At 36.2% G+C, this 15,942-nt stretch carries 8 protein-coding genes; 4 read left to right on the forward strand and 4 right to left on the reverse strand.

Annotation, left to right across the window (positions count from 1 at the left end):
• Nucleotides 1-75: 75 nt before the first annotated feature.
• A complete protein-coding gene (gene uvrC, locus LIV57_RS09575) occupies nt 76-1,869 on the forward strand; it encodes an excinuclease ABC subunit UvrC (RefSeq protein WP_227942413.1) in 1,794 nt (597 codons plus the stop codon).
• Between the two features lie 390 nt (nt 1,870-2,259).
• On the opposite strand, the gene LIV57_RS09580 is transcribed toward uvrC, so the two are convergent.
• From LIV57_RS09580 to LIV57_RS09595, 4 genes are all read right to left on the reverse strand, one after another.
• On the reverse strand, nt 2,260-5,124 hold the full coding sequence (locus tag LIV57_RS09580; protein WP_227942414.1) for a T9SS type A sorting domain-containing protein: 2,865 nt from the start codon (nt 5,122-5,124) through the stop codon (nt 2,260-2,262).
• A 76-nt stretch (nt 5,125-5,200) separates the two neighbouring features.
• On the reverse strand, nt 5,201-5,950 hold the full coding sequence (locus LIV57_RS09585; RefSeq protein WP_227942415.1) for a hypothetical protein: 750 nt from the start codon (nt 5,948-5,950) through the stop codon (nt 5,201-5,203).
• A 10-nt stretch (nt 5,951-5,960) separates the two neighbouring features.
• Complete coding sequence (locus tag LIV57_RS09590; protein WP_110011810.1) at nt 5,961-7,043, reverse strand: PorV/PorQ family protein; 1,083 nt, start codon at nt 7,041-7,043, stop codon at nt 5,961-5,963.
• A gap of 13 nt (nt 7,044-7,056) precedes the next feature.
• On the reverse strand, nt 7,057-7,935 hold the full coding sequence (locus tag LIV57_RS09595) for a DMT family transporter (RefSeq protein ID WP_227942416.1): 879 nt from the start codon (nt 7,933-7,935) through the stop codon (nt 7,057-7,059).
• A 519-nt stretch (nt 7,936-8,454) separates the two neighbouring features.
• On the opposite strand from LIV57_RS09595, the gene LIV57_RS09600 reads away from it, so the two are divergent.
• The 3 genes from LIV57_RS09600 (at nt 8,455) to LIV57_RS09610 (ending at nt 15,258) form a co-directional block, all read left to right on the forward strand.
• Complete coding sequence (locus tag LIV57_RS09600) at nt 8,455-10,083, forward strand: acyl-CoA carboxylase subunit beta (protein WP_110011812.1); 1,629 nt, start codon at nt 8,455-8,457, stop codon at nt 10,081-10,083.
• A gap of 350 nt (nt 10,084-10,433) precedes the next feature.
• Complete coding sequence (locus LIV57_RS09605) at nt 10,434-13,574, forward strand: SusC/RagA family TonB-linked outer membrane protein (RefSeq protein WP_227942417.1); 3,141 nt, start codon at nt 10,434-10,436, stop codon at nt 13,572-13,574.
• A 28-nt stretch (nt 13,575-13,602) separates the two neighbouring features.
• Entirely contained in the window at nt 13,603-15,258 is a 1,656-nt protein-coding gene (locus tag LIV57_RS09610) for a SusD/RagB family nutrient-binding outer membrane lipoprotein (protein ID WP_227942418.1), read from the forward strand.
• Nucleotides 15,259-15,942: the final 684 nt, after the last annotated feature.

The raw sequence follows: 15,942 nt of genomic DNA on the forward strand, positions 1-15,942 counted from the left end.
AAATACCGGAACCTGTAGAATTATCTACAGGTTTTTTCTTTTTTTAAATAGGGAAAGTTTCCTTAATTTTGTTATATGAATCCTTCTTTAGAATTACAGCTCAAAACCTTACCATCCGAACCCGGCGTTTATCGTTATTATGATAAAAACGAACAGCTTTTGTATGTGGGAAAAGCTAAAAATCTGAAAAAGAGGGTACTCTCCTATTTCAATAAAAACCTTTCAGGATACAGGATCAAAATAATGGTCAGCAAAATCCAGCGATTGGAAACGACGATTGTAAACAGCGAGTATGATGCACTTTTATTGGAAAATAATCTGATTAAAGAGTACCAGCCGTTTTATAATGTTATGTTGAAGGATGACAAGACCTATCCATGGATCTGCATCAAAAATGAAGATTTTCCAAGAATTTTTCTGACCAGAAATATGATTAAAGACGGATCCGAATATTATGGTCCGTATGCAAAAGTACGTCCTGCAAAGATATTGCTGGATACTATAAAACATATTTATAAGCTTAGAACCTGTAATCTGAATCTTTCCCCATCCAAAATTACGGAAGGCAAATATAAAGTCTGCCTGGAATATCATATCAAAAACTGCGAAGGGCCCTGTGAAGATCTTGAAAGCAAGGAAGATTATGATGAAAAAATAGATGCCATCCGCGGAATTATTAAAGGAGATTTCCGTAAGGCAAAGGATTATCTGGTGAATCAGATGATGAAGCTGGCTTCCAATCTTAAATTTGAAGAAGCTCAGATCATTAAGGAAAGACTGGATATTCTTGAGGATTATCAGGCTAAAAACACCGTTGTAAATCCGAATATTGATGATGTAGATGTTTTCGGGATGACCAGTGATGAAACCGCTGCTTATGTCAATTTCTTTAAAATCAGAAACGGAAATATCATCCAGAGTTTTACCACCGAGATTAAAAAGATTCTTGAGGAGACTGATGAGGATATTATGGAAGAAGCTTTGATTGAGATCCGTCAGAAGTTTTCTTCCGATTCTAAAGAAGTTCTTTTACCGTTTCATCTTTCAGTAGAAATCCCAAATGTAAAACTGATTGTTCCTAAAGTAGGAGACAAAAAAAGAATTGTAGAGCTTTCTGAAAAGAATGCTAAAGAATACCGTCTGGAAAAGCTGAAACAGGTTCAGATTGTAGATCCTGAAAGACATACCAACAGAATCATGGCAGAAATGCAGAAATTGTTGAGAATGCCTGTTGAACCAAGACATATTGAAGGTTTTGATAACTCAAACATTCAGGGAACCAATCCTGTGTCTGCATGTGTTGTTTTTAAAGATGGAAAACCGAGCAAAGCAGATTACAGAATTTTCCATCCTAAAACGGTAGAAGGACCTAACGATTTTGCCACGATGGAAGAAGTAATCTACCGCCGCTATAAAAGAATGCTTGATGAGGGAGAAAGTCTTCCCCAACTGATTCTGATAGATGGAGGAAAAGGACAGCTTTCTTCTGCTGTAAAAAGTCTCAGGTTATTGGGACTTTATGGAAAAATTACCATTGTAGGAATCGCCAAGAGGCTGGAAGAAATATTCTTTCCGGAAGATCCTATTCCTTTATATCTGGACAAAAAATCTGAAACGTTGAAAATCCTTCAGCGTGTTCGTGATGAAGCCCACCGATTTGGGGTAAAACATCACAGAACGAGAAGAAAAAATTCTACGATAAAATCTGAGCTGGAAGAAATTCCTGGAGTTGGAGAAAAAACAATCGAATTGCTTTTGTCTAAACTGAAGTCTGTAAAACGAATCAAAGAAGCCAATTTTGAAACTCTTGAAGAAATTCTGGGGAAAAGTAAAGCTAAAGTGATTTGGGAATTTTTTAATGCTAATTGATAAACTAATGCAGTACAGCAGCTAATTTGTCACAAACAAAATGAAGTTTTAATGCAAAAACTCATATACTTTTTTCATTTACTCAATAAGAGACAAAAACCAACAATCCCCAGCACAAAAAGGAAATTTATCAATAAAAAACACAAACAAATAAATATTTTATTAAATATTAGTATTATTTATATTTTTTCCATAAATTAGTAATATCAACTAATGACAATAATGCTATGAAAATTCTTCTCTTTTTATAAATCTATTCACATTTTCATTTGCTATTTGATACCCCAATTGCTTTCATATCTATAGGGCTCTGTCTAAAATGCTAAAAGAATGAAAAACACATCAACATATATATTATAAAAGGCTCTTTTTAAGAGCCTTTTACATGTATTATTTTTTTATAACTTTACCCATATATTCCCCTTTATTTGTTTTTAACTTAACAAAATATATTCCTGATGGAAGTTCTGCTACATCAATATTTTTATTATTGTAGATAATATTCTTCACAAGTTTTCCGGAGGCATCAAAAATTTTCACGATTTCTATTTTAGAATTTTCGTTCAGTCTTATTGAAAAATATTCTGAAACAGGATTAGGATAAATCTGCAGATCTGAATTTCCTTTTTTACTTTCTGCGCCTGATATTTCATGGGTTGCCAGATAAACAGGCAGTGGATCAGTCACTACATACAATTCACTTCCATGTTCTTTGGTATTAATGGTCAGAAATAATTTCTCACCATCTGTTCCCATTTTCTGAATATTTTCATTAACCAACAGCTGATTATCGTCGTTTGTCACAAAAATATCCATCGGAGAGGTTGAAACACCGTCACTTTTCCATACCTTTTGAGAATCCCCATTAAGAAAGTAAAGATAATTGTTGGCACACGTCATATCTTTCACTGAAGAAAAATTTTGGGATAAATCAGATGTGCCATTCGCTGTTCCATCTGTTTTCCACAACTGTGTACTATTGTTATTGGTAAAAAATAACTGATTTCCACATTTTTTAAATTTTACATCACCAAAAAAGTTTCCCGCTAGTATCTGTTCTGTCCCTGCCACTGTTCCATCTGTAGAATGCAGCGCTGGAGAAGGATAACCTGAAGTGACATAAAAAAGCTTATTATTAAATATTATTGTTTCTCTCGCAATACTTGAAGAACCATAAGGAGCAGCGTAAGATTTCAGTAATGTAGCAGATGCCTGATCGCCGTTTGAAATCCAAAGCTCGTTTTGCCCGGAGCTGTAATTCGCAGGAGTATTTTCCTGTTGTTTTGTAAAGAATAATTTATTATTAAAAGCATTCAGTACCTTAATATCTCCATTTGTCCCATCCTGATAGGAAAACTGTATTACCTTTTGGGTATTGGCTTCAGTAGCATCTGTTTTCCAGATCCCAAGTTTTCCATTATCTTTTGCCACAAAATAAGCAAAACCATTCAGTATTGCAGTTTTTGAATCTACGGAATAAAGACTTCCCATATTATCCTGGGAAATATCTTTGACCATGCTAACAGTATTGGATGTATTATCAATCTTCCAAAGTTCAGTTCCTACCACATTATTGTATCCGGCAAAAAGTAATGTATTATCGTTCAAGCTGGTATACGGTACCCTGCTGGTAATATTAGGGGATGATATTGACAAAGTATTGGCTTCCGTACCATCTGTTCTGTAAGCTGCTTCTGGAGTGTAAAGATAGTTTCCTACTTTAATGAAATTGTCATTAAAGTCACTGCCCATACCTATAAACGAATTTCCTCCAAAGCTGGATATTCTCTCAATCTGCTGTGTATTTTTATTTCTCTTATAAATCTGGCTGTTATACTGTCTGTCTGTCGCAATGAAAATAAGATCATCATTCAGTACCTGAAATGCATGAGGCAAAGAACTTTCAAATCTACTGATGTCCGAAGCTATTGCAGTCTGATGGGTCACCGGATTTAGTGAAAATAGTTCAGTGCCATATTTGGGGGTATTTCCGGTAAGATAAATTTTAGAATTCAGGTCTACAAAACTATTATTATTTGGCATTCCAAGGCCTGTAATCTCAAAACTCTGTGAAGAATTTCCATTCACTATCCAATATCTGTTTCCATAATTAGCCATCGTAAGAATCAAATGATTATTATCTGAGCTGTTCCCATAAATCAAAGCTCCTGCGTGCGTATTGAAGAGAACAGTTCCGGCTTCTGTACCATCTGTTTCCCAGATATAATTACCATACACAGAGTTAACACCGTTGGCACTACTTTCAAAGAATATTTTGTTATTATATTTTACAAATTTTTTCATTGCCATAGAACTTGTAGCTCCAGGCATTAGATTTTTCAACAGATAAGTTCCTGCCGTTGTCCCATCAGAAACCCATGGTTCATAGCCATTTGCTGCATCAAAGCCTGTAAAAACAAAATAATTATCAGTGGCAGCTCCTTCCAGCTGCGGATAACCTACAGATTTTATGGATACTGTTCCCGCTTCTGTTCCATCTGTTGAATATAATTCATATCCCGCTGTTCCTGTTCCAAGATTAACCACGAAGTATAGTTTATTTTTAAAAATCAGTGCTTTAAAATCGCCATTAATACTTCCACCCGCATTGGGAACGATATCCTTTAATAAAGATGTTCCGGCAACGGTTCCATCTGATTTCCATATCTCTTTTCCATGTGTGCCATCATCTGCTGCCAGGAACAAAGTATTATTCATGGTATACATTTTTACATCACCGGAATATTGAAATGTTTTTAATAGCTGCAGACTATCTGTAACGGTATTGTAAGACCAAAGTTCATTGTGATGGTAGAAAAAGATATTATTTCCGACCGCAGCAGTTGCAGCCACCGAAAACTCAAAATTCAGATCTTTTACCTTGGATGTTCCTACCGTGGTTCCGTCTGTGACCCAAAGCTGATTATTGGACGAACTATTGCTTTGTACAGCAATAAAGTAAATTTTATTATTGAGCCTCATAAAAGACGGATCTCCAGTCATCCCAATGCTGTACCCCGGAAAAACATTCTTCAGCAGAATTGATTTTTGAGTACCCGGATCAAAACTCCACAGTTCCCTTCCTTCCTCTGTAGACTTGGTGGCTGTGAAAAGAATATGATTATTGAATTTTATAAAATTATCAGGATCACTGGAAGCCCCAAAATTAATTTCGTTTAACTGGGTATTAAATACACTTTGTGCACTCGAAAATACTGACAGTATTGCCAATATAGAAATGTAAACTTTTTTCATATCTATTAGTTAAAACAAATCCTTAATTCTAAAAAGTTATGAATTAAGGATGATATTTTCTTATTATTGATGTAAATTATTTTGCTGTAAAGACTTCTTTGGAGAATCTTCCGTCAATCTGTGGAATATCTATTACAATATTCCCTTTTTCAAAATATCCGATGGTAGTATTTCCATCAGCCATTTTTACAAGGAAAACAGCGCTCTTAGAAGTCGTTTTGAAAACAGCAAATGGTACGGAACTTCCGGATTTTGCCAAAATAAACTGATTAGAGTCAATCTGTATTTTCTGAAGATCAAGTTTCCCGTTCGAGTAATTATTTGCTTCCGGAGTTCCTGCAGATACAACGGTTTCAGAAACTGTATTCTGTACGTTTTCAGCAGCATCTGATATTTTAGCAGGCTTCATTTCTACCGGGCTGGAATGTGGAACATGTGTCAGAGCCTGCTTTAAAGCATCAGGAAACCCTTCTTCAAATTCCTTTATATCTGAGCGCCCTTTGGATTCTAAAATGACCTTTTTATTGCAGTCTTTGAACTGCAAAATCACTTTATTTGTAAATAAGCTCTTATCATTCAGTACTTCAGCATTAATTACATTACAGGAATTATTTCTAGCCTCAGATGGCCACTTGTCCATTGCCTCAGTTAAAATTTCATACTTTTTTCCCTGTAGCCCTTTAGCCAGATAAGCTTCCAATCCAAAACTGCTGTTTTTAAAGGTTTTAAATTTTTCCGGAATTACTACATATTTATAATCTGAAACCTTCTGCGTAAAAGCCATTGTTGAGCTTATTACCAACATCAGCATTAATAACTTTTTCATTTTTATAATTTTAATCGTTTCTAAATGCTCCCATATCCAGTTTTAAGGAGAAGAAATTGGAATAAAAATTAGATCCGCCAATCCCTGAATTTGTAATGGCATAATCCAGTGTAAGCCCTCTGTATCTTATTCCAAGACCTGCACTTGGCTGGAAAGAAACTTTTCTTTTAAGATCTTCTATATCTGTAATAGACTGGAATCTGTTGATCCCCAATCTCACAAAAATCATTTTCTGGTATCCCAGCTCAGCTCCTGCGTAAGGACTGATACTGGCAAAGTCTGTAGAAATTAAGGATGCTGTTTTAGCAAAATCCACATTTATACCTGCTTCCGGCAATACATATACGCTGCTGTTGATTTCAAATAATTTGCTGGCTCCTACATTCAGTTTAGGCATTGTAAGTTCCAGTTTATCTTTGGGAGCAGGGTTAAATTCTTCCCCGTTTACAACAGTAGAAAGTTCTTTCTGATTGACCGTCCAGAAGTTGACGGTAGTTGTAATATCTCTCACCATCCCCCCGAACTTCCATCCGTTATCTGCTTTATAAATCGCCCCAACATCGAAACCAAAACCATAACCATTAGCAAATTTACCCACATTTCTATATACAATCTTAGCATTGATCCCGACATCTAATTTTGGATTTCCTCCTGGTCTGAAAGCATAAGAAAGAATTGCAGCATAATCGGATTGGGAGAACTTTGTGATTTTGTCATAATCAATATTCCCTTCAGAATCGATCATCTGGGTTGTATTTAAAATATTATCTACTCCAAGTCTTACTACGGAAACCCCAAAAACACCTTCCTCGAGTACTTTTGCATAAGCCAGATAGTCATATTTTGCAATAGACTCAAAATATTCTGCGTGCATTGCTGCTCCCTGCCAGTCTCTTTCAATGGACATCAAACCTGCGGGATTCCACATAGGAGAATATACATCATCCTGGTTGGTAATTACCGCTCCTCCCATTGCAAGTCCTCTTGCTCCGGCTCCGATATTTAAAAATTCATTGGAATATTTTCTGATAATCTGAGATTGAGAAAGCCCAAACAACAGTGAAAATGCAAGTAAAAAATATTTTTTCATCATATAAATTTGATGCTTAGTTTAAGTTTTTAGTTTTTCTGGCTTTTATTAATCCGTTTGCAATGATTGCCAGTATCATAACACCTGAAGCGATATAAAATACAGGGCTCATATGTTCTGATTCCCCAAAGATAAAAAAAGCTAGTATAATTCCGTAGACAGGTTCTAAATTAACTGTTAAAATTAAAGTAAAAGGTGATATATATTTCATTAAATTCACAGATTCAAGCATGGGAAAAGCAGTAAAAACACTGGCTAACAAGCATATTAACGCCAGATCCCTGTAGTTTATTTCATTCATCTGAAAAATTTGCCCCGAAAGCAGATAAAATATCATTAAAATGAACCAACCACAGAAGATTTCATAAAAAATAATGTTTCCCGAACTTGTTTTCCCAAACATCTTACCATTAAAAACAGAAAAAACAGTCCCGAATATAGCACACAGAATTCCATAAATAATACCTTCTTTAAAATGAAATTCTGTTTTAAAAATCAATAATATACAGGCCACAATAACAGTTCCCATTACCACTTCAGATATATCAATTTTCCTTTTGAAAATAATGGGTTCCAGAATCGAGGCAAAAAGCGTCGATAAGGAAAGGCAGCTTAAGGCAATTGAAACATTGGAAACTTTAATGGAATAAAAAAAACAATACCAGTGAAGTGCCATTGCAAAGCCTATAGCAGCCAGCTGAAAGAATATTTTCCTGGACACCTTAATGCTTTCCTTTTTAAAGAATCTGATAAATACATACAAAAAGATTGAGGCAAACAACATTCTGTAAAACACAAGAATCTGAGCATTGGCCTGAATCAGTTTTCCTAAAATTGCGGTGAATCCCCATAAAAAAACTATTAAATGTAACCTGAAAAGCGCCAATTTATGCATAACCTATCCCCTTTTGATTTTAACGTGCAAATTTACAAATACGCTTTTATAAATCTTACAAAAAAACATAAATTTATATTAATAAAAAGATGATAAATAAAGTTTTTAATAGTTTTTACTCTTAATTCAGGACGTTTTCTAATAATTTAGTAAAAATCAAAACCAATATAATATTAAGTCCGGAGATTGAAATCAACAACATGGTCTCTTAAATATCATATAGAAAGTATTACTGACAAACGCATATAGATATAAAAAAACCCTGAAAATTTGTTAAACTTTCAGGGCCTTCAAATAATAAACTATTAAAAAAATAAACTAGGAACTTAGAGTATTTTGCAGAGAATATCACCTCTGTTACTCTAGTGTAAAGTTAGAAAAAATATAAATTATTTAAAAATATTTTTTAGTTAAAAATTTCACAATTTACTAGAAACCAAATAATTAAACATCTGTTTTACTTCCAATTTATATTCCTCATAAAAATAGTATCTTTAAGCGTAAAAAATTGAAAATTTTATGGACATCGAATTCAATAAACGAGAGGATCAGAACAGATTAAAATTATCTGAAATAAATCGCTTACTCACTGAGATTAAAAAAGGAGGTGGTGAGAAAAGGCTTCAAAAGCTTCGTGATGAAGGAAAAATGACAGCAAGAGAAAGAATAGATTATCTTCTCGATAAAGATTCAGATTCCATAGAAATTGGAGCATTTGCAGGATATGAAATGTATCAGGAGCATGGAGGATGCCCTAGCGGAGGTGTTGTAGTTGTTATTGGCTACGTTTCCGGAAGACAATGTATTATTGTCGCTAACGATGCATCTGTAAAAGCCGGTGCGTGGTTTCCTATCACAGGAAAGAAAAACCTGAGAGCACAGGAGATTGCTATGGAAAACAAGCTTCCCATCATTTATTTAGTAGATTCTGCAGGTGTTTATCTTCCTATGCAGGATGAAATCTTCCCGGATAAGGAACATTTTGGACGAATTTTCAGAAATAATGCTAAAATGAGTTCTATGGGAATCATCCAGATTTCTGCCGTTATGGGGAGTTGTGTAGCTGGAGGAGCTTACTTACCCATCATGAGTGATGAAGCTATGATTGTAGATAAAACAGGCTCTATTTTCCTTGCAGGAAGTTATCTGGTAAAAGCAGCTATCGGAGAAAGTATTGATAATGAAACATTGGGTGGAGCAACCACTCACTGCTCTATTTCAGGAGTAACGGATTATAAAGCTAAAGATGATAAAGATGCTCTGAACAGAATCAAAAACATCATGAAATCTGTCGGAACGACTGAAAAAGCGGGCTTTGACAGAATAGAAAGTTTCCCGCCAAAAGAAAATCCTGAGAATATTTTCGGAATTATGCCGGTCTCAAGAGCTGAACAATACGATACCTACGAAATTATCAAATGTATTGTGGATAACTCCGAATATGAAGAATACAAACCAGACTATGGTAAAAGTATTATCTGTGCAACAGCAAGAGTTGACGGCTGGTCCGTAGGGATTGTAGCCAATCAGAGAAAGCTGGTTAAAAGCGGTAAAGGAGAAATGCAGTTCGGAGGAGTGATCTACTCTGATTCTGCAGATAAAGCAACCCGATTTATTGCCAACTGTAATCAAAGGAAAATTCCTTTAATTTTCTTACAGGATGTCACCGGATTCATGGTGGGTTCAAAATCAGAACATGGCGGAATTATTAAAGATGGTGCTAAAATGGTAAATGCGGTTTCCAATTCCGTAGTTCCTAAATTTACTATTATAACAGGAAATTCTTATGGAGCAGGAAATTATGCGATGTGTGGAAAAGCTTATGATCCCAGATTAATTGTTGCATGGCCTTGGGCAGATTTAGCGGTAATGGGTGGCGCACAGGCAGCAAAAGTACTGGCTCAGATTCAGGAATCTACTTTAAAGAAGCAAGGAAAAAATATCTCTGAAGAAGAGCATAACGAAATTCTGGATACCATCTCAAAGAAATATCAGAAACAAACTGAATCTACCTATGCAGCAGCAAGATTATGGACAGATGCCATCATCAATCCTGCCGATACCAGAAAATGGATTTCTATGGGAATTGAAGCAGCAAACCATTCTCCTATCACGGAGAAGTTCAATCTTGGAGTAATACAGGTCTAACATTATTGTTATCCTTTTCAATAAATTAATCCCTTATCACATTGGTAAGGGATTTTTCATACCCATTCTAGAAATTGACAATAAAAGTGCTTTATAACTCTTTATTTAACAGGCAAAAAGCTTATATCATATAAAAAAAAGTAAAAAAAATAAAATTCACAGATAAGTAATATATGATCATTTTTTATATTTTCAATATTGTTCATTACAGAATATTATACATTAAAATTAACATTAAACAATAAAAACACAAACCACTAAACATTGATAACCAATACGTTATATTTGAATTTATAGTATTCGTGCCATATTTTTTTTAATATTGCAGTAATAAGCAAATGATGAACAAAATGAAACAATTAAGTACAAGACTTCCCTTGGCTGTTGGTGTTTTTTGTTTTCTATTGGGTACAAACCACCTAAGTGGTCAAAATTCAAAGAAGGATTCTATAAAGAATAAACAAATTGATGAAGTGGTTGTTACTGCACTTGGGATAAAAAGAGATCAGAGAAAACTAGGCTATGCCATTACCAAAGTTGAGACCAAAGACATTACCCAGGCTGGGGTCGTTAACCCCATGGAGGCTCTTCAGGGAAAACTGCCGGGGGTAGAAATAACGGCAGGATCCGGAGGCCCGCAGTCCAGTGCAAGGATCCAAATCCGTGGAAACACATCATTAGGCAATAATAACCAGCCGCTGGTAGTAGTTGATGGAGTAATTATTGACAATGGAGTAACCGGTGCGGATTCCTGGGGTTCCGGTTATGATTTCGGTAATGAAATGAAAAACCTTAACTCAGATGTTTTTGAATCCGTTTCCATATTAAGAGGTGCTGCAGCATCTGCACTTTATGGTTCACGGGCTGCTAACGGGGTTATTGTTATTACAACCAAGAAAGGAAAAGGTATGAATGGATTGGGTGTCAGGATAAACTCTTCTCTTACTACACAGCATGTCTATAGCAGTCCCAGGTTTCAGAATGAATTTGGTGCCGGTATTGGACCCAGTTTTTCAACAGATGCTAACGGAGACCGTTTTATAGATCCCAACTATTTTTTTTACAGCTATGGACCAAAATTTGACGGAAAACCAGTACAGGATATTGATGGCAGAACAATTCTGTGGAACCCTCAGCCTGATAATTATAAGGATATTTATCAGGTAGGATTTGATCGTAAAAACTCATTTGAACTCTCCGGAGGAAATGATAAATCTACTATCTTATTGAGTTATACCAATCAGGAAGCTGAAGGTATTCTTCCCCGCAACAAGTTTATCAAAAACGCCTACTTTATCCGTGCAACCCATCAGTTTAGTAAATATTTGCAGGTAGATGCAAGTTTCAACTACAACCGGTCTTTCGGGCAGAACCCCGTACCTCAGGGAGGAAATGAAAGTCCGCTCTTCAGTTTTATATATGGCACTCCCAGAAGTTTTGATGCTGTTTATTGGAAAAACAATTATCTGGATCCTCTAAATGGGGGAAGAAGACAAGACAGTGCGGATCCTTATGGTATGGCATCTACTTATTTTAATATTTTTCAGAACACAAGAACCCAGAAAGAAAACAATTATATAGGCAGGCTTGAGCTCAAATCTCAGTTAACAGACTGGTTAAACTTAATGATATCAGGCAACTTCAATAATTTTGATTTTCTGAATGAATCTAAAATACTTGGAGAAAACCCCGGATTCAATGGCGGTGGGTATAGCATTTTGGAAGGGAGAAAGGAGCAGTATACAACGAAATTTCTACTGAATGCCAACTTTAAATTAACAGAAAATCTTACCCTTAACGCCTCTTTTGGTGGAGAAGATTTCAGATCCAAATATAAAGCCACAAGGCAATGGACTAATGGAGGACTTAATTCTCCGGGCGTTTTCCAGATCCAGAACTCAATAGATCCGGCAGGAAGCGAGGCCTATTATACCGATGGTAATCAGTCCCCGAAAAGAATTCAGGGGTTGTATGCTTTTGCTAATTTCGCCTGGAAAGATCAGCTATTCATTGACATTACAGGTCGCAACGACTGGTCTTCCACATTGGCATACCCTGATGGACATGGAAGTATAAGCTACTTCTATCCTTCATTTGTTGGAAACTGGATATTTTCTAATTCTTTTAAGCTTCCAAAATGGATCAATTCCGGAAGTTTGAGAGGAAGTCTGGCATGGGTGGGAAGAGATACTTCGCCATACAACACAAGCTCCGGCCTCTATTACAGACACGACCCTTCTGCTTATAATTCCCCTGATGGCGTGCGCATTCCATTAGTGGGCTTTAATAGTAATTCGCTTGCGAATTTAAATTTAAAAAATGAATTGAGCAGATCCATAGAATTTGGATTAAATATGGCCTTTTTCAATAACCGGCTGGATTTTGATGTTTCTTTTTATAGAACCAATACTACCAATCAGCTGTTAACACTTCCTTTACCACAAGAATCAGGACTCAGCCAGCAGCAGATTAATGCCGGAAATCTGCAAAATCAAGGTATAGAAGTAATTGTCAACGCCATTCCGGTAAAACTACCTAACTTCAAATGGAATACCACAGTTACATTTTCCCAAAACAGGGATAAACTTATTGAGCTCTATCCAGGAGTTACAGAATATGTCCTGAACTGGGCCATGGGCACTGACGTAAAAAGTATAGCAATACCCGGCCAGCAATACGGTTTGATACAGACCAAATATGCCTATGCAAGATATCAGGCATTGGATGCGAATGGCAATAAAATTGATGACCCCAGAAACGGAATGAAAGTTCTGAAAGCTGATGGCTCCTATCTGAGATCAGATTCTTACCAAAACCAGGGATATACTACAGTAGGAAAGTTAACTCCTGATTTTTTAGCCAGTTTCAGAAACACTTTCAGGTATAAAAATTTATCTTTAAGTCTACTGATTGATGCAAGAGTAGGAGGCGATATTCTTTCTGCCACATACAATTATGGTGTTCAGTTTGGCAACCTTTCATCCACATTAAAATACAGGGATGAAGAAAGAGGTGGTATCAAATATATAGATTCTCAGGGCAACACTCAATACGGGGTCATTCCCGATGGAGTATTTGGTCAGAATTCTATCATAAAGGATAAACAAGGGGTCACCAGAGATGTAAGCGGTATGACTTATCAGGAAGCTTATGAAAAAGGGTGGATCAACCCCGTAAAAACATCTTCCTACTACAACAGATTAGCCTCATGGGGAAATGGTATCCGGGAGCAGGCTGTGTTTGAAAATACATGGGTCTCCCTACGTGAAGCCCGCCTGACCTATTCCTTTAAACCGGAAATGATAAAATCTCTTGGAGTCAGTACTCTCAACCTCTCTCTTATCGGCAGAAACTTATTCTATATCTACAATAAATTACCGGATGGGATAAATCCTGAGGGAAAATATTCCAACAGCGCAGGCAGCTTTGCGGAGTACGGAGGTGCACCTATGTCAAGGTATATAGGATTTAACCTGGATTTCTCATTCTAGCTATTTATTATTCTAAAAATTAACAAAAATGAAAAAAATACTTATACTGGCTCTGTCAATTTCCCTTTTTACATCATGCACCAGCGATTTTGCAGAAATTAACACCAATCCGGTAGATCAGATAAAAGCTACACCAGAAGAACTTCTGCCTTTAGCAATGATGAAAGGATTTGATGGCAGCTTTGAATATTATTATGATTACTACCGCAGAATTATGCCCTGGACTCAGACGTTGGTTCCCAGCACAGGCAATTCATCCCAGTTTATGGATGACGGCTCCAATATGAATCAAAGAAAAGATATCTTTTATGGAGATCATGGTGCTTTACTTACAGACATCATCTACAAAATTGATCATATGCCGGCTGAAGATCAAAAAAAATACGTGAACATTAAAAGCATTGCCACGATTTTAAAAGTTTATTACGCATGGTATGTAACAGATGTGAATGGAAGTATAGCTTATACAGAAGCTTTCCAGGCCCGCTATGGGGGAACACAAACTCCTAAATATGAAACACAGGAACAATTGTATGATATTTTTGACAAGCAGTTAGACAATATATATACTGCAATTCAAAGTGCTGATCAATCTGTACAGGTAAATCCGGGAGATAAAGACTTATTCTTTAAGGGTGATATAAGCAAATGGAAACGGGTAGCTAATTCACTCAGATTAAAAATTGCGTCAAGACTCATGAAAAGGAATCCTGCCAAACTGACTGCCATTGCTTCACAGGTTTTATCAAGGGATGAGATTAGCAGTACGGCAGAGAGCTTCATGTTACGGACTAAAAGGCTGACGGAGCATGGTAATTTCAATCCTGTAGGCATGTCTGCTGCAAAACCTATGGTTGACTTTATGAATGAAAGCAAAGATCCCAGAATATCGATATTTTTCCAGCAAAATGATTATTCCCAGGAAAATATAGATAAGCTGGTAGCAGCCGGTAAAATGAAAAAAGCTACGGAAAGCCAGCGTTATGTTGGTGGTTTTGTCAGCCCTAACATGGTTTCAGCGGATATGAGCCGTTACTATACTTCAGCAAAAAGATTATTAAATGGAGTGAATTATGATACCATTTCAAGATTACAGTATAGAATATGGAGGCCGGAAAATATTTCAAAAGGTATTATTGGGACAGGAAATGCTATATTCCCAATTCTTACCTATGCTGATTATTCACTGTTGAAAGCAGAACTGGCTGCAAGAAATCTTATTCCTGGCAATGTAAAAGATCTTTATGAACAAGGAATCAGAGCTTCTATTGAAACCTATAATTATATTGCCAAAGAAGCATTGGTAGATGATTATAAAACAGCCTATGATACCGATATTTTAGCTTATCTAAACCAGCCTCAAATCAAATTTGATCCATCATTAGCCCTGGAACAGATTATCATTCAGGAATATTTAAACTATTTCAAGCAACCCAATGAAGTATGGGCATTGATTAAAAGAACAGGATTGCCTAATGTATCGACTGCGCTTAAGCTGGAAAATCCATTCAGTGAATCTGGAATTCTGTTGATAATGCCAAGAAGAATTGTTCTTCCCACTCCTTCAAAAGATAATCTGAATTATCAAAATCAAAAGGAAGCACTGGACCAAATGAAGCAGGATCCTGAATTTGGAGCCAGTGAAAGTGATATACAAGGTCGAATTTGGTGGGATAAAAAATAATTCCATCAATATTATCCACTTTTATTTTTTTATACGGAAAAGTGCAGCAGAACATCATCATAGCTATTCAGTTAATTGAAAGATTATTCAAACAGATAAAATTTATCTATTAGCAATAGAATTTTTACAATTTTTAAGTCATCCTTAGGGTCCAAGCGTCATACTTTACAATCTTCATTATTTTTAGGCTCTTGGATCTAGAGGATGATAATTTGAATTATGGAGATTAACAAAATAAATGAAAGATGCTATCAGGAGCTGTTTCCCGCTATCCATTCATACTCCTCGCACCCGCGCACCTAGCGTTGTCACCCTGAGCGAAGCCGAAGGGTCTTCCCACACTCTAACCCATTCACCCTCCAACCCAAGCTGCGGGGTAACCATTCCTATCGGGGCTAGATGGTGAATGAACGATCAATGATACATTATAAATGATGTGACGTATTCGGGATACGGGTTCCGTGGTTATCTTTTCCAATGGAGTAATTGATTCCAATGGCGTCTTTCTCTTTCATTTGTGCCGCTTATTTCCACTGTGTCATTCCGCAGGAATCCAACCTCCTTTATTAGAGTCATAAGAGTTCAAAAAAGCAAATGTAATACTGCTGAGTTGTTTGATAATACTTTGTTGAGACTCCTGCGGAGTGACAGATGGGTGGGATAACCGATAGTAGTGAAAGCAAA

Origin of the sequence: Chryseobacterium sp. X308 (assembly GCF_020733145.1) — a bacterium.
Lineage (GTDB): Bacteria > Bacteroidota > Bacteroidia > Flavobacteriales > Weeksellaceae > Chryseobacterium > Chryseobacterium cupriresistens.